The following is an 18,795-nucleotide window of genomic DNA, read 5'->3' as shown; positions in this document are numbered from 1 at the left end:
GATCCCGGATCATCTCTCACCGGTTCACTTCGTGAACTCGGCGAGGGTCTCCTGGATGAAGGTCCGCGCCGGCTCGACCCCGACGCCGAGTGATCGCAGGGTGCCGGCGACCGGCGGGTCCGTGAACAGCGCCAGCAGGAGATGCTCGGTGCCGACATAGTTGTGGCCCATCTCCAGCGCGATGCCGACCGTCGTCTCGAGCACGGCCTTGGACCGCTCGTCGAACGGTACGAGTGACTTCCGGTCGCCGTCGGTCTGCCCCGCGGCCGGGGTCTCCGGCGTGCACGCAGCGGCCAGTTCCGTCAGTTCGACGCCCTGCGCACGCAGTGTCAGGTCGGCCACCGACTCGGGCGCGACGGCCAGGCCGCGGGCGAGGTGTTCCGGGGTCACGGACTCGCTGTACTCGCCGATGGCGAGGTTGTTGGCCTCGGCCACCACGTTCCGGGCTCGAGGGGTGAAGCGCCCGAACGGGTTCGACTCCTCGGAGAGCGGTGTATCCGGGGTGCGCGGGACGAACCGCTTCTGCGCGGCCTGCTTGCTGACGCCCATGCTCGACCCGATCTCGGTCCACGACGCCCCGGCGCGGCGGGCCTGGTCGACGAAGTGTCCGATCAGATGATCGGCGACCTCGCCGAGGTGTTCGGCGGTGACGACGGCGGAGGCGAGCTGGTCGAGCGGATCGTCGTGCACGGTCCGGATGCCTGCGATCAGGTCGTCGAGGCGGGTGTTCTGCAGGACGATGGGCTTCTCTGGTTTCGGCATGCGTCAACACTAGGTTGACGAGCACACCGGGTCAACCTTGAGTTGACGATGAATGCGGTCGCGGTCCATCCCGGTGGCCCGAACTTGTCGGTGCCATGTGATGCGATGGGCTTCGGTCCCGGCATCGTCGTTGACAGCGGCGCACACCGTCGCAACGATGGATGCCAGGGTTGCCCGTCCTCCCGGTCGAATAGGTGCCGGGGCACACAGACATACGGGAGGTACCAGTGAGCATCACCAATCGTGTGACACCGACGTCTACGCCGACCCAGGCCGGCAGATTCCTCGATGTCCGTGCTCTGACCGACACCTTGACCGCGAATTTGTCCGCCGAGGACCAGACGCCGCAGTCGATGACCGACGCCAGTCCGGCCAAATGGCACCGCGCCCACGTGACGTGGTTCTTCGAAGAGTTCATCCTCCGCGCCGACCCGTCGTACGCGGTGTACGACGAGACCTACCGGTACCTGTTCAACAGCTATTACGAGGCGGTCGGTGCCCGGCATCCGCGTCCGGAGCGTGGATTGGTGACGCGTCCCGGCGTCGCCGACATCGCCCACTACCGCGAATACGTCGACAGTGCGATGGTCGACGCGCTCGAGCGCGGCGCCCTCGACGACGACCTGCTCGCGTTGGTCGAGCTCGGGTGCAACCACGAGCAACAGCACCAGGAACTGTTGCTGATGGACATCAAGCATCTGTTCTCCACACACGCCTTCGCGCCCGCCTACGTCGATCGCGAGGCCGATGACGCCGAGGTCTCCGAACCCCTCACATGGCGGTCACTGAGCGGCGGGATCACCGAGATCGGCGCCCACCGAGGACCCGACGCAGCGTTCGCCTACGACAACGAGGGCCCGCGCCACCGCGTCTTCCTGGAGGATTTCGAGATCGCCGAACGAGCGGTGACCAATGCCGAGTGGCTCGAGTTCATGGCCGACGACGGGTATCGCCGACCCGAGCTGTGGCTGTCCGACGGCTGGGCACACATCCACGAAACCGGTTGGCAAGCACCGGAGTATTGGCAGTACAGCGACGGCGAGTGGACCACGTTCACGCTGTCCGGCCGTCGTCGTCTGGCGCTCGACGAGCCGGTCGTACACGTCTCGTTCTACGAGGCCGACGCCTACGCCCGGTGGGCGGGTGCGCGCCTGCCAACCGAGTTCGAGTGGGAGGCAGCTGCGGCCACCGCGGGTGAGGCGCGCGGACAACTGCTCGATCCGGCGCGATGCCATCCGGGCCGGGCGGCGACGTCGATGGTCGGTGACGTCTGGGAATGGACCGCCAGCGCGTACCTGCCGTATCCGGGCTTCGTCCCGGCCAACGGCGCGGTGGGTGAGTACAACGGGAAGTTCATGTGCGATCAGCATGTCCTTCGTGGCGCGAGCGCGGTGACGCCGTCGGGCCACGAGCGGGTGACCTACCGGAACTTCTTTCCGGCCCCTGCCCGGTGGGCGTTCTCCGGCCTGCGGCTGGCCCGATGACCGTCAGCATCGACGACGCACTTGCCGTCGACGCCGTGGCAGGCCTGTGGGCCGATCCGCCGACCCTCCCGACGAAGTGGCTCTACGACGAGCGCGGGAGCCTGCTGTTCGACGAGATCACCCGAGTACCCGAGTACTATCCGACCCGTCGGGAGACCGCGATCCTGAGGGCGGGCAGTGCCGATATCGCGGCGGTGACGGATGCGGCCATGATGGTCGAGTTCGGTTCCGGAACCTCGACCAAGACCCGACTGCTGTTGCGCGCCTTCGCCGAGCGGGCCAGCTCCGCAGGACGGCCGTTCACGTACGTGCCGCTCGACGTCAGCACCGAGATCCTCGAGTCGTCGTCGGCCGAACTGGCCCTCGACTATCCGGACATCGGCGTCGAACCCATGGTCGCCGATTTCACGAGTCCGGATCTCACGTTGCCGGCCGCCGCCGGACCGCGAATCGCCGTCTTCCTCGGCGGGACCATCGGCAACTTCGACGTGGCCGAGCGTGCGGCATTCCTCCGCACGCTTGCGGATGCGCTGGCGCCCGGTGACTACTTCCTGCTCGGTGCCGATCTCATCAAGGACACCGGCCGACTCGTCGCGGCGTACAACGACAAGGCCGGGGTGACCGCCGATTTCAATCGCAACATGATCGAGGTGCTGCGTACCGGACTCGACGCGCAGGGGCTCTACGTCGACGACTTCGATCACATCGCGCGGTGGAATCCCGCCCGCCACCGCATCGAGATGTGGCTCCGGGCGCGCCGCGACATCGACGTGTATTTCGCTGCGCTGGACCGGCGGTGGCGGCTACCGCGGGGCGCGGACGTGCTGACCGAGATCAGCACGAAGTTCGACCCGGGGGATCTCGCCGACGAACTCGCGGCCGCGGGCCTCGACGTGGTGAAGTCGTGGACCGACGACGCGGGAGACTTCCAGGTGACGCTCAGCCGTCGGTGAGGCCGCTGGGCACGGCGCTGCCGCGCCGTCGGCGTCCGCAAGCCCCGACTCGGGGTGAGCGAATCCTCGTCAAGCCGTGCCCCTGAGTACGGGCTGTGAGAAGCTTTTGTCGGCCCGGCGATCCCCGTCGGGCCGGAATTGACATGCAAGGAGCATTTCCCATGTGGGACTCGTTCTGGGACTTCATCTGGTACACGATCGTCATCTTCGCGTTCGTCGCCTACCTGATCGTCCTCTGGTTCATCATCACCGACCTGTTCCGCGACAAGAAGGCGTCCGGCTGGGCGAAGGCCATCTGGGTGGTCTTCCTGATCATCCTGCCGTACATCACCTCGATCGTGTATCTCCTCGCCAAGGGCCGCGGCATGGCCGAACGCCAGGGCGAGGCGGCCCAGGAAGCCAAGCAGGCCACCGACAGTTACATCCAGTCGGTCGCAGGCAAGAGCCCGGCCGATCACATCGCTGACGCCAAGGCATTGCTCGACGCCGGGACCATCACCCAGGAGGAGTTCGAGGCCCTGAAGGCCAAGGCACTCGCCTGATCTGAGGACGGCCTCCGGCTGACGGATTCCTCGAGTTCACGCCGCGAGAGCCCGATTGCTCGTCGACAGCACCCGCACTCCTGTCGGAGTGGGGGTGCTGTCGGCGTATTCGGGGTTGCTGTCGGCGTCTATCCCGTCGCGGTCAGCTGCGGAACGGATCCTGGGTGCGGCCGACCAGATCGGCCACCGAGCCGATCACCTCGGTCGGGCGGTAGGGGTAGAGCTCCACCGACGCCGGCGTGGAGATGCCCGACAGCACCAGCAGCGTCTGGAGACCGGCTTCCATCCCGGCGATGACGTCGGTGTCCATCCGGTCGCCGATCATCAACGTGTGCTCGGAATGAGCGCCCATCTGCCGCAGCGCCGACCGCATCATCAGCGGATTGGGTTTGCCGACGTAGTAGGGGTCGCGCCCGGTGGCCCGGCTGATCAGGGCTGCCACCGCACCGGTCGCCGGGAGCGACCCGCTCGTGGACGGACCCGTGGCATCCGGGTTGGTGGCGATGAACCGCGCGCCTCGCTCGACGAGGCGGATCGCGGTCGTGATGGCTTCGAACGAATAGGTGCGCGTCTCGCCGAGGACCACATAATCGGGGTCCGAATCGGTGATCACGTAGCCGATCTCGTGGAGTGCGGTGGTGAGGCCGGACTCGCCGACGACGTAGGCCGAGCCGCCCGGACGTTGCGAGTCGAGGAATCGCGCGGTGGCCAGCGCCGACGTCCAGATGGCCGATTCCGGGATGTCGAGACCGATGCGGAGCAGGCGGGCCCGCAGATCCCGTGGCGTGCGGATGGAGTTGTTGGTGAGCACGGTGAACGGTGTGCCGTTGGAGGTCAGTTCGGCGAGAAACGCGTCGGCACCGGGGATCAGGTGCTCCTCGCTGGTGAGCACGCCGTCCATGTCCATGAGGTAGTTCCAGGCCATGGCCCGATTATGGACGCGCTGAACACCGCGCCGCGCGGAACCCGGCGAATCGGCCGTCGCGCTGACACAATGGGTCGACTGCGGCCGATTCAGCCCCGGCCGGGACAGTCGGAGTCAGAGGTCGTAGGTGATCGGATATCTGTGCAAGCGCATCGCCGCCTGGGCGGTCCTTGTCTTCGTGGCGACCAACCTCACGTTCTTCCTGGCGACCTGGTTCCTCGATCCGCGGTCGAACTATGCCGAGCGCAAACCTCCGCTGCCTCCCGAGGTCGTGGACAACACGCTGACGGGGTACAACCTCAACGACAAGACGCCCGTGCTCGAGCGATGGTGGACCTGGCTGACCGGCATCCTGCTGCACTGGGACTGGGGTTCCACGCCGGTCGGCACCAGCGTCAACGCGCAGGTGGGCTTCCGGATCTGGTCGTCGGTGCAGCTGCTCGCCGCGGCCACTGTGCTGGCGACGCTGCTGGGCATCGCGCTCGGCGTCTACACGGCACTGCGTCACTACCGATTGGCCGACCGCGCTTGGCAACTGGTCTCGATCGTGATGATCAACATCCCCGTCGCGGTGGCCGGCCTCGCGGTGGTGCTACTCGGCATCGCGATCAATCAGCGGGTGGGCCACACGGTGGTGTACGTGGCGGGATCGTCGAGCATCGACGTCCACGGGTTCTTCCCGGTGCTGGCCGACCGGATCAAACACCTGATCCTGCCGACGATCACGCTGGTCGCGGTGCAGTATGCGGGCCTGCACCTCATGCAGCGCTCGCTGCTGCTCGACACCATCGATGCGGACTATGTCCGAACCGCCCGCGCCAAGGGGTTGACGCGCGGCGTCGCGGTGCGACGACATGCGTTGCGTACCGCGATCATCCCGGTGGCCGTCGGAGTGGCCTTCGCGATCCCGGCGGTCTTCACCGGCGCCGTCATCACCGAGACGATCTTCGGGTGGGAGGGGATGGGTCGATACTTCGTCACGTCCATCAACACCAACGACGTGTACGGGGCCGTGGCCGTGGCCGCCTTCGGTGCCCTGGCCACCGCCGTCGGCGCGATCCTCGCCGATCTGGCGGTGGTCTACCTCGATCCACGAGTGCGGGTGACCTGACATGGTGATGATGCCTCCGGAACCGTCGCGCAACGACCGGCCCCGTGACCCCGATTCGAAACGCTTCCGCGACGGGAACGCTCATGACCCGACGGCCACCGCGCCCATCATGGGTGAGACGGGTGGGTTGCTCGCCGACGGTGTCGGTCCGGTCGAGGACAGCATGCAGACGCCGATCGCCCGCAGGCGACTGGGCCGCGCCGGACTCATCGCGCGACGGTTCGCGCGTCATCGTTCGGCGCTGGTCGGCCTGGTGATCTTCGTGATCCTGGTCTGCTTCGCGCTCTTCGGCGGACTGTTCAGCACGTACTCCTACACCGACACCGATTTCCTGGCCATCGGGTTCCCGCCGTCGTCCGGGCACTGGTTCGGCACCAACGACGCGGGTAACGACCTGTACGCGCAGGTCGTGCACGGCCTGCAACGCTCACTCGTCATCGCTCTGTCGGTCTCGTTGGGCACCACGGTGATCGCCGCGTTCGTCGGTGCGCTCGCCGCCTATTTCGGTGGCTGGGTGCAGCGGGTCATCCTGGGCGTCATCTATCTGCTTCTGGTGGTGCCGACCTTCCTGATCCTCGCGCTGATCTCCAACAAGACCGGCGGTGACTGGCGTTGGCTCATCGTGGTCCTCACCCTGACGGGCTGGATGATGTTGGCGCGCATCATCCATTCCATGGCGCAGTCGATCCGGGAGCGTGATTACGTCTCGGCCGCACGGTATCTGGGGGAGCCGCCCCTCACGATCGTCGCCCGCCACATCCTGCCCAACCTCGCCTCGTTGCTGGTGATCAACTTCGCGCTCGGCGTGGTGGCGACGGTCCTCGCCGAGACCGGTCTGTCGTTCCTCGGCCTCGGCGTGAAGATCCCCGACGTCACCCTCGGCGCCCTGCTCCAGTCCGGCACCGGAGCGCTGTTCGCATCGCCCTGGCTGTTCTACTTCCCCGCCGCGGTGCTGACCTTGCTGACCGTCTCGTTGGCGCTGATCGCCGACGGACTGCGCGACGCCTTGGATCCGACGTCCGGATCGGGGGCCCGCGCATGAGCATCTCGACGGACCGCGCAACCGCACCCGTGCTGTCCGTGCGGGATCTGCGGGTGTCCTTCGGCTCCGAGGCAGGCCGGGTCGATGCGGTCCGCGGCCTCTCGTTCGATGTGTCTGCGTCGTCCACGCTTGCAGTGGTCGGCGAGTCGGGCTCCGGGAAATCGGTGTCCGCGTTGGCGATCCTGGGACTTCTCCCGGATTCCGCGGTGGTGAGTGGATCGGTCGCACTGGACGGACGTGAACTGCTCGGGCTGGACGACAAGCAGATGTCGACGGTCCGGGGGCGGGAGATCTCGATGATCTTCCAGGACCCGCTCTCGTCGCTGACGCCCGTGTTCACCGTCGGTGCCCAGATCGTCGAGGCCCTCACGGCGCATCGGGACATCGGAAACAAGGCAGCGATGGCACGGGCGGTCGAACTGCTCGATCTCGTCGGCATCCCGGACCCGGCTCGACGGGTCAAGGCGTTCCCGCACGAGCTGTCTGGTGGGATGCGCCAGCGCGTGATGATCGCGATGGCCATCGCGAACGAACCCGCGGTGATCGTCGCCGACGAACCGACCACCGCGCTCGATGTGACCATCCAGGCGCAGATCATGTCCTTGCTGCGGACCGCGCAGGCCGAGACCGGTGCGGCCATCGTGCTCATCACCCACGACCTCGGAGTGGTGGCCGGTGCCGCCGACGACGTGGTGGTGATGTACGGCGGTCGGGCCGTCGAACGCGCCGCTGCGGAACCGCTTTTCGACGGGCCACGGATGCCGTACACCATCGGGTTGCTCGGTGCGGTACCACGGGTCGACCGGATCGCCCAATCGCTCACACCGATCCCGGGCACCCCGCCGGTACTGATCGATCCGCCGTCGGCCTGCCAGTTCGCCCCGCGCTGTCCGATCGTGATCGACGAATGTCTGCAGCACGAACCGGAATTGACACCTGTCGGTAGGGACGATGAGGTGTCCGGGGCGGGGGCACATGCGGCGGCGTGTGTCCGGGCAACCGAGATCGGCGATGACGCCACCATCGACGGACATCCCGTCTACGGCGAACCCGTCGTCGGTACCCGCGGAGCGCCCACGCCGGACAGCGAGGACCGGCCGGTGATCCTCGAAGTGGCCGGCCTGCGCAAGGAGTTCCCGCTCACCAGCGGGATCATGAAGCGCCGGGTCGGGACGGTACGGGCCGTGGACGGGGTCTCCTTCGACATCCGCCGCGGTGAGACCATGGCGATCGTCGGCGAGTCGGGCAGCGGAAAATCCACCACACTGCTCGAGGTGATGGATTTCGGGCAGCCGCCAGGCGTCGTCCGACTGTCCGGCACCGACCCGGCCGAACTGTCCCGACGACGGGCCCGGGTCCTGCGTCGCGAGATGGCGATCGTCTTCCAGGACCCGTCGGAAGCGCTCGACCCACGCTTCACCGCCTTCGACGTCGTCGGAGAACCCTTGCGCGCACTGGGTCTGTCCAAACAGGACACCGAGGACCGAGTCGGGGGACTGCTGCGCCGGGTCGGACTCGATCCGGCGCACGCGGACCGATATCCGTCGGCATTCTCGGGTGGCCAGCGTCAGCGCCTCGCCATCGCGCGAGCACTGGCGACCGATCCCAAACTGATCATCCTCGACGAGCCGCTCTCGGCGCTCGACGTCTCGGTGCAGGCTGACGTCGTCAATCTCATCCGTCGACTGCAGGCCGACGGGGACGTCGCGTATCTCGTGGTGGCACACGATCTCTCGGTGGTTCGTCATATGGCGGACCGGGTTGCGGTGATGTATCTCGGCCGGTTCGTCGAGGTCGGTCCGACCGCCGCCGTGTTCGACGAACCGAGACACCCGTACACGCAGGCGCTGTTGTCGGCCGTCCCGATCCCGGACCCACGCGCCGAGCGGGCCCGCACCCCGATCCTGCTGCGCGGCGAGCAGCCGAGTCCCACCGCCGAGATCGTCGGCTGTGCGTTCGCGGGCCGGTGCCCGCTGTATCCCACTCTCGGTGAGTCCGAGCAATCCCGGTGTCGGGAGCAGGAGCCCGCCCTCGCCGGTGCGGGCACCGACCACCGTGCGGCCTGCCATTTCACCGATCGGATGCCGATGTCGCAGGAGGCGCCGTGAAGAGGATCGTCGTGTCGATGCTCGTGATCTCCCTGACGATCGTGAGTCTCGTCGGATGTGGTGTGCAACTGGGCGACTCGGCGATCTCGACGACCGGTGCCGACCTCAATCCGCAACCGCGGGAGAATGTCAGGGACGGCGGGAGCCTCACCACCGCGATCACCGAGGTGAGTCCGCAATGGAACACCTTCCAGGCCGACGGCTCCGCCTACACCCTGCTGCTCTGGCGGTGGTACAACCCGACCCTGGCCTACTTCGCGCCCGACGGCACCTACTCGTTCAACCGCGATTACCTGACCGACGTCCGCAAGGAACTGGTGGACGGCAAGACCGTGGTCACCTACACCATCAACCCGAAGGCCCGCTACAACGACGGCGCCCCGATCGACTATCGCTCCTTCGTGAACACCTGGCGCTCGAGCAACGGCACCGATCCGAATTACGCCGTCAGTTCCACCGATGGCTACGACCAGATCGATTCGGTCACCAGGGGAGTCGACGATCGGCAGGCGGTGGTCCGGTTCAAGGGAGTCTGGGCGTGGCCGGACGGGCTGTTCAACTACTTGCTGAACCCGAAGGTGAACACCGCCGATCTCTACAACCGCACATACCTGCAGAACCCGCACCCGGAATGGGGTGCCGGGCCGTACACCATCGATTCGTACGATCCGAATGCAGGCGTCGTCATCTTCAAGCGCAATCCGCACTGGTGGGGCAACCCCGGCAAACTCGATCGGCGGGTGTTCCGGCAACTGGAGGACCAGGCCGCCATCAATGCCTTTCGAAACGGCGAACTCGATGCGATCGGGGTCGGCAGCAAGGACTCCCGCGCACAGGTGATCACGATGGGTGGCGTCACGATTCGGACAGCGGCCTCACCGCAGCAGTCACTGCTGGTGGTCAACCTGGACACGCCGATCCTGGCAGACCGGCGCGTACGCGAGGCCGTGCTTCGCGGTGTCGACCGGAACACGTTGGCACGCATCCGATTCACCGGGCTCAACTACACCGAGCCACTGCCCGGATCGTTACAGATGTACTCGTTCCAGCCCGGCTACGAGGACAACGTCAAGGGCGTCATCGACTACGACCCCGACCGCGCACGCAGGCTCCTCGATGACGCAGGCTGGCACGTCGGGGATGACGACGACGGCATCCGGGTGAAAGACGGCAGGCGACTGTCGTTGACGCTGCCGATCCTCTCCGACTCGCCTGCCATCCAGAATCTGGGCCGTGCGTTTCAGGCCATCCTCAAACAGATCGGGGTGGATGTGGTGATCTCCCAGCGACCGTCGTCGGACTTCTCGAAGGTCGTCGTCAACAAGGAATTCGACCTGTTCCTGATAGCATTTTCGTCCAGTGATCCGTTCGGGATGGCCTATCTCTGCCAGACCTGGTGCGAGGGATCGCAGCTGAACAAGGCTGGCGCCGGGTCCCCGGAACTCGATGCCGAGATCGCTCGGGTGGCACGGATCCCGGAGCCGATGGCACAGATCTCCGCAGGCAACAAGGTGGAACGGCAGGCATTCGGCCAGTACTCCGATCTACCATTGTTCAACGGCCCGGCCATGATCGCGGTCAAGGAGAAGCTCGCCAATTACGGCGCCGGACAGTTCTACATCGGTCCGGTGGAGGACGTGGGCTGGCAGAAGTAGTGCCGCCCACCCGGCGGGGCGGGCGGTCAGGGGCGGGCGACCCGCCAGAGCGGGTTCACCGGACCGTGCCCGGCGCCGAGAGGGTAGGCGGACTCGAGCCCGCGGGTGACCCATCGCTTGGCGAACGACACGGCGTCGGGGACCGAATAGCCGTGGGCGAGTGCGCTCGCGATGGCTGCAGCCAGGGTGTCGCCAGCGCCGTGATCGTGGGCGGTGGCGATCCTCGGGTGGACGAACTCATGGAACTCGTCGCCGTCGAACAGCAGGTCGGGACTCTGCTCGGACGATCGCAGGTGTCCGCCCTTCACCAGCGCCCACTGCACTCCGAGGTCGTGCAGGGCGTGGGCTGCCGCGCGTTGGGACGTCGCGTCGACCACGTCGATCGCGGTGATCAGCCGGACCTCGTCGAGGTTCGGCGTGACGACCGTGGCCAGCGGGATCAGCTTGGACCGCAACGTGTCCAGGGCTTCGGTGGCCAGCAGCGGATCGCCGTGCATCGATGCACACACCGGGTCGACGACGAGTGGGACACCGCTGTCGCGTCCGATGCCCAGGTCGATGCATGCGCCGGCCACGGCCTCGATGATCGGCGCCGACGCGAGCATGCCGGTCTTGGCCGCCCCGACCCCGATGTCGGCGACCACGCTGTGCATCTGCGCGGCAACCGTCTCCGGTTCGATCTCCTGAAATCCCTGGACGCCCAACGAGTTCTGGACGGTCACCGCGGTCACCGCCACACACGCGTGCAGGCCGAGCAACGCGAAGGTGCGCATATCGGCCTGGATGCCGGCACCGCCGCCCGAGTCCGACCCCGCGATCGTCAGGACGCGTGCCGGTGTGACACCCGGTGCGGCGGTCGGCAGTCCGAGATCCTCGCTCATCGGGCGGCAGAACCTCTGGTCGTCGCCTCGAGCGGCAGGTAGACGTGTTTTCCTGCCTCGACGAATTCGGCCGACTTCGCGGCCATCTCCTCGGCGATCGTGCGGTCGATGTCCTCGGCCGTCACGAGTCCGTTCTCCTCGGCATAGGTGCGGACGTCCGCGGAGATCCGCATCGAGCAGAATTTCGGTCCACACATCGAGCAGAAGTGAGCCGTCTTGGCCGGCTCGGCCGGCATCGTCTCGTCGTGGTACTCGCGGGCGGTGTCCGGGTCGAGCGCGAGGTTGAACTGATCGACCCAACGGAACTCGAAGCGTGCCTTCGACAACGCGTCGTCACGCTCCTGCGCTCCGGGATGGCCCTTGGCGAGGTCGGCGGAGTGGGCGGCGATCTTGTAGGTGATCACACCGACCTTCACGTCGTCGCGATCAGGTAGTCCCAAATGCTCCTTCGGCGTGACGTAACACAGCATCGCGGTTCCGGCCTGCGCGATGAGCGCTGCGCCGATGGCCGAGGTGATGTGGTCGTAGGCGGGCGCGATGTCGGTCGCCAGCGGACCGAGCGTGTAGAACGGTGCCTCCTCGCAGAGCTCTTCCTCGAGGCGCACGTTCTCCGCGATCTTGTGCATCGGGACATGGCCGGGGCCCTCGATCATCACCTGCACGCCATGTGATTTCGCGATCTTGGTCAGTTCGCCGAGGGTCCGGAGCTCGGCGAACTGCGCCTCGTCGTTGGCGTCGGCGATCGATCCCGGCCGCAGACCGTCGCCCAGGGAGAACGTGATGTCGTAGCGTCGGAAGATCTCACACAGCTCGTCGTAGTGGGTGTAGAGGAACGACTCCTCGTGATGCGCGAGGCACCAGGCCGCCATGATCGATCCGCCGCGCGAGACGATGCCGGTGACCCTGCGTGCGGTCAGCGGCACGTAACGCAGCAGGACCCCCGCGTGCACGGTCATGTAGTCGACGCCCTGTTCGGCCTGCTCGATCACGGTGTCGCGGTAGATCTCCCAGGTCAGCTCCGTGGGGTCGCCATTGACTTTCTCGAGGGCCTGGTAGATCGGAACGGTGCCCACCGGGACCGGCGAGTTCCGCAGGATCCACTCGCGGGTCATGTGGATGTCCTTGCCGGTGGACAGGTCCATGATCGTGTCGGCGCCCCAGCGCGACGCCCACACCATCTTCTCGACCTCCGCGGCGACGGAGCTGGTGACCGCGGAGTTGCCGATGTTGGCGTTGACCTTCACGGCGAACGCCTTGCCGATGATCATCGGCTCGGATTCCGGATGACGATGGTTGGCCGGGATCACGGCCCGGCCGACGGCGACCTCGTGACGGACGAGTTCCTCGTCGACGCCTTCGCGCGCGGCGATGAACCGCATCTCGTCGGTGACGATGCCTGCACGTGCCCACGCGAGCTGCGTCGACGCACCGTCGATCGCGGCCGGACGGTGCCAGGAATCCCGGGTGGGGGGCAGTCCGCGCTCGACGTCGATCGTCGCGTTCGTGTCGGTGTACGGGCCGGACGTGTCGTAGACGTCCAGGTGCTCACCATTGGTGAGTTCGATGCGTCGCTGGGGAATCCGCAGGTGATCGAGTTCACGATAGTGCTTGCGGCTGCCCTCGATCGGACCGGTGGTCACGACGGATTCGGATACAGGTGTCCCCATGATGGCTCCCTACGCCGGCATTATCCGGACAGGTTCGGGCGGTCGGCGACCGCCCGTCGCCATCTCAGCCCCCGGTGATCGTGGGAGCCCCCGCGTTGTGCAATTGTGCGGCCGATCGGCCTATGCGACACCCTACGTGCCGATCGCCGGCGGCGACCACCCACACGCGCGCCATGGGATGCCCACCACCGCGAAAAACCTTCGCCGTTTCCTGTTCCCTACGGGATCGTAGGGTAGGGTATGTGACCGGGATCACAGAACGGGTCCCGAGCTCGCTGGTGGGAAGGGGAGTCCTGTCATCGGGTTGTCTCGTGATGGCCGGAGGGGCTCATGCAACGGAAACATCGATATCGGCCACCGCAGTCTGCGCAGGCAATCCTGCAACAGATATCGCAGGTCGTGCACAACCCGGTCCGGGAGCGGTTCGAGCTGTGGGTGGCAGGCGACCTGGTCGGCGTCCTCGGATACAGCACCGATGTCGTGAACGGCACACGGACGATCACCATCCTGCACACCGTCCTCTACGACGAATACACCGGTCACGGACTCGGCACGCGTCTGATGCGCGGTGCCGTCGACTACGTCCGCGCCCAAGGTGCCCGACTACGGCCGGTGTGCTCGTTCACCAAGAGCTACCTCGATGCCCATCCCGGGCTGGTGCCACTCGCGCCCGCGTGATCTTCTGGCCGGACCCGGGGATTCCGGGTTAGCATAGGCTAGCCTGAGGCTACGCGGAGTGTTCTCGAGGGGAAGTGGGTCGTTCGGATGGTCGATTTCGACAATCTCAATCAGACGGAGTCGACGAAGGCGAAGTCGCGTGGCTGGCAGGGGGCTGTGCTCAAACTGCTCGGTGCTGACGACTACCTGCTCACGGTCACGAGCAACGAGAAGGTGACCGACGAGTACATCCGTTTGGGGTTCACCGGTGGTGGCCTGCTGAGCGACCGTCCGGTACATCCGACCATGTGGGTCCGGATCTGGTTCGAGAACAAGCACGGCAAGCTGCACCAGCGCGCCTACACCCTGGTCGACCCCGACCCGGCGACCGATTCGTTCCACCTCGAGTTCGCGATCCACGACGGCGCGGCGACCCGATGGGCTGCGGCCGCGGAACCCGGGGACACGATCTCGTCGACGTTCATGGGGTCCAAGTTCGCCATTCCGGAGCCCGCACCGGCCGGCTGGCTGATAGCCGGGGACACTGCCGCGCTGCCTGCCATCAACTCGCTGCTCGACGCGATCTCCGCATCGGCGAATCCGTCCAGCGCTGCCACGGTCTGGTTCGAGTACGCGCACGAGTCCGACAAGTCGCTGCCGTTGCGGCTTCGCGACCAGGACACCATCAACTGGATCAAACGGGATCGCGGTGGAGATGCCCTGGTCGAGGCCGTTCGTGATGCGGCGTTCGACGCGACGGGCCATTTCGGCTGGGTCGCGCTGGACATGAAGGCCACCCGAGCCGTGTCGAGCTCGTTCAAGAACGATTACAGACTGGGCAAGTCGGGTGTGAAGGCACAGGCGTACTGGCGAGCGGGCGCGCCGGAGTCCTAGACGAATGTCCGGTACTTAAGGGCGCCCTAACTTATAGTGGGGTGACACAGTTCCTCGACGAACGGTGGCCCTCGTGACCGTCGACACCGCGGACCGGCCTGCGTCTACGCATGCGCCCAAGTCGTCGGGCCTCCGGTCACTGTCGCGGGTGGCGGTGCTGCTCCTTCTGATCGCCGTGGGGGTGGTGCTGACCTTCCTCGGCTTCTTCATCGGTTCCGGTGACTACTCGGTCGCCGACGCATGGCGCGCGCTGTTCGACGAGGGTGATCCGACGACGCTCGAGGTGATCCGCAACAACCGGGTGCCGCGAACACTGCTCGCGGTGCTGGTCGGTATCGCTCTCGGCGCGGCAGGCGCGATCATGCAGGGACTGACCCGAAATCCCTTGGCGGACCCGGGAATTCTCGGCGTGAACTCGGGTGCCTACTTCGCGATGGTGGTCGCGGCGGTGGCGTTCGGGACCACCACCACCGGCGGGTACATGGCCGCGGCCATGGTTGGCGCGCTCCTGGCGGCCACCCTGGTGTACTTCGTCGGCTCCCGCGGCATCAGCGGTGCGAGCCCGGAGAAGCTGGTCCTGACGGGCGTGGCCGCGGGTTCCATCTTCAGCGGTGTGGGCTTCGGTCTCACCATGATCGACCCGAAGTCCTTCGACACCATCCGTTCCTGGCAGGTCGGTACGCTCGACGGCCGCAACTGGGATCAGGTGTCGATCGTGTGGATTCCGATCGTCATCGGTGCGGTGGCGTCGATGCTCCTGATCCCGTACCTCAACGGGCTGGCACTCGGCGACGATCGTGCGCGTGCGCTGGGGATCGGGGTCCGACGGATCCGCCTGGCCGGCTTCGTCATCGTCACCGTCCTGTGTGGCGCGGCCACCGCGGCGTTGGGGCCGATCACGTTCGTGGGTCTCATGGTCCCCCATGTGGCCCGGATCCTGTTCGGACCGGACAACCGATGGCTGCTGCCCATGTGCGTGGTCGTCGGACCGATCGTGATGGTGGGTTCTGATCTGATCGCACGCGTGGCCACCTCGAGCGAGTTGCCGGTCGGGATGGTCACCGCCTTCATCGGTGCGCCGGTCCTGATCGCGCTGGTCCGCCGAAAGGGAGTGGTCGACGAATGACCTTGCAGCAGAAGGGCACGCAGGCGAACGCTCCGGCCCGCTGGCCGCGCCGGATCACGTTCGTGCGCACTCGGTTCGTCAGCGTCCGAATGGACCTGGCGGCGCTGGCGATCGCCGTCGTACTGGTGGTGGTCGCGCTGCTCGTCGGCATCTGGTCACTCGGCGTCAGCACCACCGACAGCCCGAGCCTGGGGTTCGGTACGACACTCCAGGTGTTGGCCGGACAGACCGCGGGAGCTCCCGCGGATCTGGTGGCCGCGGCGTTGCCTGCGGTGATCATCGCCCTCGCCGGGGGCGCCTCGCTGGCCTTGTCGGGGGCCATCTTCCAGACCGTCACCCGAAACCCGTTGGGGAGCCCCGACATCATCGGATTCACCACCGGTGCCTATACCGGCGCGCTGATCGTGATGCTGGTCATGCACGGCGGTTCCGGGACCGCCACGATCGGTGCGATGCTCGGGGCGCTGGTCACCGCTGTCGCCGTTTACTACCTCGGGATGCGTGGTGGGACAAGCGGTTACCGTTTCATCGTGGTCGGGATCGGGATCAACGCGATGCTGGTCGCGTTCAACGGCTATCTGATCGCCACGGCCGACGTGCAGAACGCGGCAGCGGCGGCCTCGTGGGGGATGGGTGATCTGCACGACATGCAGATGTCGGACACCATCCCGGTCGTGATCGCGCTGGCGGTTCTCGTCCCTTTCCTGATCGTCGTCGCGCCTCGGATGCGGATGTTCGAACTCGGCTCGGATTCCGCGCAGAGCAAGGGCGTCGACGTGGCACGCACGCAGATCCTGTTGCTGATCCTGGGAGTCGGTTTCGCAGCCGTCATCACCGCCGTCGCCGGGCCCATCGCGTTCGTCGCGCTGGTGGCCCCGCAGCTCGCCGCGCGGATCTCGCCGAGTCCAGGTATCCCGCTGGTGACCTCTGCCGCTTTCGGTGCGGTCCTGCTCGTCAGCTGTGATGCGATCGCCCGGACGATCCTCGCACCCGAGGTGCAGCTCCCGGTCGGCGTCGTGACCACCTCGATCGGAGGCATCTACCTGTTGGGGCTCCTCATCGCCCAGTCACGAAAGGCCAGGCCATGACCACCGAATCAGCGTCCCCGGTCGAGGGTGGGGTCACCGACAGGCTCACCGGCGCCGGACTGGATGTCGGCTACGACGAACGCACCATCCTCGCCGGGCTGGACGTCGTGATTCCCGACTCGTCCTTCACCGTGATCGTCGGGCCGAATGCCTGCGGCAAGTCGACACTCCTGCGGACCCTGTCGCGTCTGCTCACGCCGCACAGTGGTTCCGTTCTCCTCGACGGTCGGGACGTGAAGAAGTTCGGCGGCAAGGAGTTCGCCCGTGAGGTCGGGCTGCTGCCCCAGCAATCGATCGCACCCGAGGGGATCACGATCATCGACCTGGTCTCACGCGGCAGGTTTCCGTACCAGACGATGTTCCGTCAGTGGACCGACGCCGACCAGGATGCAGTCGACTTCGCCCTGCAGGTGACGAGATTGACCGAGCTGTCCCAGCGGCCCGTGCAGGCACTGTCGGGCGGCCAGCGGCAGCGGGTCTGGATCGCGATGGCGTTGGCCCAGCAAACGCCCATCCTGCTGCTCGACGAGCCGACGACCTATCTGGATCTCGCCCACCAGATCGAGGTGCTGGAGCTGTGTTCGACGTTGAACCGGAGTGGCACGACCCTCGTCGCGGTTCTGCACGACCTCAATCAGGCGGCCCGCTATGCGACCCACATCATCGCGATGCGCAGCGGCGAGATCATCGCGCAGGGCCCACCCGCCGAGGTGATCGACGCCGACTTGGTCGAACGGACCTTCGGGGTCCGGTCCCGGATCATCGAGGATCCGGAGACCGGTACACCACTGGTGATCCCGCTCGGCGACGGTGCGGTCTCGTTCGACCGCGTGCCCGGCGACACCGCCATCCTGCGGGACTCGACATCGTGACGACCGCAACCGAACACCCGACCGAGGAGATCCGATGACCCCATCAGTCCGCCGACTGTCGAGTCTGATCGGACTCGTCGTCGTCCTGGCGCTCGCCATGACCGGATGCATCCAGTCCGACGACACCGAGAACGCCGTGTACTCGGATCCGTCGACGACCGCCGACCTCGGTCTCCCCGACAATCCTCGTGTGGTCGCGCTCGGCTGGTCCGACGGTGAGATCGCGCTGAGCCTCGGGGTGAAGCCGGTGGCCATCTATGACTGGATGTCGTTCGGGGCCGGGGCAAAGGGCGTGGGTCCGTGGGCAACAGACCAATTCGGCAGCGACAGCCCGGAGATCATCTCCGCTGCGAGCGCGGGTGATTTCAACTATCAGCAGATCAAGGAACTGAATCCGGATCTGATCCTCAACGTACGGGCCAAGTCGGACGCCAAGGTCACCGACAGCCTGAAGGCGATCGCGCCGGTGGTCACCGCACCCGCGAACGCACCCGACTACGCGGTCAACTGGAAGACGCAGACGCAGCTGATCGCCAACGCTCTCGGAAAGTCCTCCGACGGTGAGGCGCAGATCAAACAGACCACCGACCTGCAGAGCCGACTCCGCTCGGAGAACCCCGCCTTCGCCGGCAAGACCTTTGTCTGGGGCGCCAAGTTCGGCTCGGCCTACGGTGCCTACCTACCGGGTGATGCGCGGTTCGACACGATCGCCGAACTCGGCTTCATCCAGTTCCCGCCGGTCGCACAGCTCCGGGCACAGGGCTTTTTCGCTTCCGTTCCCGTGGAGAAGGTGTCGAGTCTCGACTCTCAGGTGGCGGTGTTCGCGCCGATCGGGATGCCGCTCGCCCAGCTACAGGACGACAACCTCATCAACTCGCTGCCGGTGACCCGCGACGGCCGCGCGGTCGAACTGGCCGAGACCGACCCGATCGTGCAGGGCATGTCCGCCGGGACCCCGGAGTCGCTGCGGTACGCGCTCGAACGCATCACCCCGATGCTGGCGGGGGCGGCCGCCAAGGTCGTCTGAG

17 protein-coding genes and 1 riboswitch are annotated in these 18,795 nt (G+C 66.5%); of the genes, 13 read left to right on the top strand and 4 right to left on the bottom strand.

The features are described from left to right. Positions 1-24 precede the first annotated feature (24 nt). Positions 25-762 (bottom strand): Clp protease N-terminal domain-containing protein, encoded by a 738-nt coding sequence (locus tag IDF66_RS09910; protein WP_190266716.1) that lies wholly within the window; start codon positions 760-762, stop codon positions 25-27. A 227-nt stretch (positions 763-989) separates the two neighbouring features. Between IDF66_RS09910 and egtB the strand changes: the two genes are divergently transcribed. The 3 genes from egtB to IDF66_RS09895 all read left to right on the top strand — a co-directional run bounded on the left by egtB (position 990) and on the right by IDF66_RS09895 (position 3,741). Next, entirely contained in the window at positions 990-2,246 is a 1,257-nt protein-coding gene (egtB, locus tag IDF66_RS09905; RefSeq protein ID WP_190266715.1) for an ergothioneine biosynthesis protein EgtB, read from the top strand. After that, positions 2,243-3,199, top strand: a complete 957-nt coding sequence (gene egtD / locus IDF66_RS09900; protein ID WP_190266714.1) for an L-histidine N(alpha)-methyltransferase — start codon at positions 2,243-2,245, stop codon at positions 3,197-3,199. Before egtB ends, egtD begins: the two co-directional genes overlap by 4 nt. A gap of 161 nt (positions 3,200-3,360) precedes the next feature. Then, the gene (locus tag IDF66_RS09895) at positions 3,361-3,741 is read left to right on the top strand and encodes an SHOCT domain-containing protein (RefSeq protein ID WP_164308235.1); all 381 of its coding nucleotides are present in this window, start codon (positions 3,361-3,363) and stop codon (positions 3,739-3,741) included. A gap of 142 nt (positions 3,742-3,883) precedes the next feature. Here the strand turns inward: IDF66_RS09895 and IDF66_RS09890 are convergent, their stop codons facing one another. Next, on the bottom strand, positions 3,884-4,666 hold the full coding sequence (locus tag IDF66_RS09890) for an HAD-IIA family hydrolase (protein WP_164308236.1): 783 nt from the start codon (positions 4,664-4,666) through the stop codon (positions 3,884-3,886). Positions 4,667-4,793: 127 nt separating this feature from the next. Here IDF66_RS09890 and IDF66_RS09885 point away from each other — a divergent pair, with 127 nt between their 5' ends. The 4 genes from IDF66_RS09885 to IDF66_RS09870 are packed head-to-tail and all read left to right on the top strand — an operon-like array spanning position 4,794 to position 10,582. Then, on the top strand, positions 4,794-5,777 hold the full coding sequence (locus IDF66_RS09885; protein ID WP_164308237.1) for an ABC transporter permease: 984 nt from the start codon (positions 4,794-4,796) through the stop codon (positions 5,775-5,777). A gap of 1 nt (position 5,778) precedes the next feature. After that, positions 5,779-6,819, top strand: coding sequence for an ABC transporter permease (locus tag IDF66_RS09880; RefSeq protein ID WP_190266713.1), 1,041 nt, complete (start codon positions 5,779-5,781; stop codon positions 6,817-6,819). Next, on the top strand, positions 6,816-8,927 hold the full coding sequence (locus IDF66_RS09875; protein WP_190266712.1) for a dipeptide ABC transporter ATP-binding protein: 2,112 nt from the start codon (positions 6,816-6,818) through the stop codon (positions 8,925-8,927). Before IDF66_RS09880 ends, IDF66_RS09875 begins: the two co-directional genes overlap by 4 nt. After that, on the top strand, positions 8,924-10,582 hold the full coding sequence (locus IDF66_RS09870) for an ABC transporter family substrate-binding protein (RefSeq protein ID WP_387998873.1): 1,659 nt from the start codon (positions 8,924-8,926) through the stop codon (positions 10,580-10,582). The genes IDF66_RS09875 and IDF66_RS09870 overlap by 4 nt, the downstream gene beginning before the upstream one ends. Before the next feature lie 26 nt (positions 10,583-10,608). Here the strand turns inward: IDF66_RS09870 and thiD are convergent, their stop codons facing one another. Together thiD and thiC are read right to left on the bottom strand one after the other, a co-directional pair. Beyond that, positions 10,609-11,463: a bifunctional hydroxymethylpyrimidine kinase/phosphomethylpyrimidine kinase gene (thiD, locus tag IDF66_RS09865; protein ID WP_190266711.1), complete on the bottom strand. Its 855-nt coding sequence runs from the start codon at positions 11,461-11,463 to the stop codon at positions 10,609-10,611. Then, complete coding sequence (thiC, locus tag IDF66_RS09860; protein ID WP_190266710.1) at positions 11,460-13,130, bottom strand: phosphomethylpyrimidine synthase ThiC; 1,671 nt, start codon at positions 13,128-13,130, stop codon at positions 11,460-11,462. The genes thiD and thiC overlap by 4 nt, the downstream gene beginning before the upstream one ends. Then, positions 13,120-13,234: riboswitch (TPP riboswitch) on the bottom strand. (Overlaps the previous gene by 11 nt.) Before the next feature lie 226 nt (positions 13,235-13,460). Here thiC and IDF66_RS09855 point away from each other — a divergent pair. From IDF66_RS09855 to IDF66_RS09830, 6 genes are all read left to right on the top strand, one after another. After that, positions 13,461-13,808, top strand: a complete 348-nt coding sequence (locus tag IDF66_RS09855; RefSeq protein WP_190266709.1) for a GNAT family N-acetyltransferase — start codon at positions 13,461-13,463, stop codon at positions 13,806-13,808. A gap of 87 nt (positions 13,809-13,895) precedes the next feature. Next, positions 13,896-14,681 (top strand): siderophore-interacting protein, encoded by a 786-nt coding sequence (locus IDF66_RS09850; RefSeq protein WP_190266708.1) that lies wholly within the window; start codon positions 13,896-13,898, stop codon positions 14,679-14,681. Positions 14,682-14,754: 73 nt separating this feature from the next. Continuing rightward, a complete protein-coding gene (locus IDF66_RS09845) occupies positions 14,755-15,807 on the top strand; it encodes a FecCD family ABC transporter permease (RefSeq protein WP_317628649.1) in 1,053 nt (350 codons plus the stop codon). Further along, complete coding sequence (locus tag IDF66_RS09840; protein ID WP_190266707.1) at positions 15,804-16,895, top strand: FecCD family ABC transporter permease; 1,092 nt, start codon at positions 15,804-15,806, stop codon at positions 16,893-16,895. The genes IDF66_RS09845 and IDF66_RS09840 overlap by 4 nt, the downstream gene beginning before the upstream one ends. Beyond that, positions 16,892-17,767 (top strand): ABC transporter ATP-binding protein, encoded by an 876-nt coding sequence (locus tag IDF66_RS09835; protein WP_190266706.1) that lies wholly within the window; start codon positions 16,892-16,894, stop codon positions 17,765-17,767. The genes IDF66_RS09840 and IDF66_RS09835 overlap by 4 nt, the downstream gene beginning before the upstream one ends. Before the next feature lie 34 nt (positions 17,768-17,801). Continuing rightward, positions 17,802-18,794, top strand: a complete 993-nt coding sequence (locus IDF66_RS09830; protein WP_190266705.1) for an ABC transporter substrate-binding protein — start codon at positions 17,802-17,804, stop codon at positions 18,792-18,794. Position 18,795: the final 1 nt, after the last annotated feature.

Origin of the sequence: Gordonia hankookensis (genome assembly GCF_014673215.1) — a bacterium.
Classification (GTDB): Bacteria; Actinomycetota; Actinomycetes; order Mycobacteriales; family Mycobacteriaceae; genus Gordonia; species Gordonia hankookensis.
The sequence above is the reverse complement of the archived record's forward strand: the minus strand, read 5'-3'. Positions and strand labels throughout refer to the sequence as shown.

Excerpts from the sequence above, each read along its gene's own strand:
- IDF66_RS09890 (WP_164308236.1), bottom strand. The coding sequence starts at position 4,666 with ATGGCCTGGAACTACCTCATGGACATGGACGGCGTGCTCACCAGCGAG.
- IDF66_RS09835 (WP_190266706.1), top strand. The coding sequence starts at position 16,892 with ATGACCACCGAATCAGCGTCCCCGGTCGAGGGTGGGGTCACCGACAGG.
- IDF66_RS09855 (WP_190266709.1), top strand. The coding sequence starts at position 13,461 with ATGCAACGGAAACATCGATATCGGCCACCGCAGTCTGCGCAGGCAATC.
- IDF66_RS09910 (WP_190266716.1), bottom strand. The coding sequence starts at position 762 with ATGCCGAAACCAGAGAAGCCCATCGTCCTGCAGAACACCCGCCTCGAC.
- IDF66_RS09895 (WP_164308235.1), top strand. The coding sequence starts at position 3,361 with ATGTGGGACTCGTTCTGGGACTTCATCTGGTACACGATCGTCATCTTC.
- IDF66_RS09830 (WP_190266705.1), top strand. The coding sequence starts at position 17,802 with ATGACCCCATCAGTCCGCCGACTGTCGAGTCTGATCGGACTCGTCGTC.
- thiD (WP_190266711.1), bottom strand. The coding sequence starts at position 11,463 with ATGAGCGAGGATCTCGGACTGCCGACCGCCGCACCGGGTGTCACACCG.
- IDF66_RS09880 (WP_190266713.1), top strand. The coding sequence starts at position 5,779 with ATGGTGATGATGCCTCCGGAACCGTCGCGCAACGACCGGCCCCGTGAC.
- IDF66_RS09850 (WP_190266708.1), top strand. The coding sequence starts at position 13,896 with ATGGTCGATTTCGACAATCTCAATCAGACGGAGTCGACGAAGGCGAAG.
- thiC (WP_190266710.1), bottom strand. The coding sequence starts at position 13,130 with ATGGGGACACCTGTATCCGAATCCGTCGTGACCACCGGTCCGATCGAG.
- IDF66_RS09875 (WP_190266712.1), top strand. The coding sequence starts at position 6,816 with ATGAGCATCTCGACGGACCGCGCAACCGCACCCGTGCTGTCCGTGCGG.
- IDF66_RS09840 (WP_190266707.1), top strand. The coding sequence starts at position 15,804 with ATGACCTTGCAGCAGAAGGGCACGCAGGCGAACGCTCCGGCCCGCTGG.
- egtD (WP_190266714.1), top strand. The coding sequence starts at position 2,243 with ATGACCGTCAGCATCGACGACGCACTTGCCGTCGACGCCGTGGCAGGC.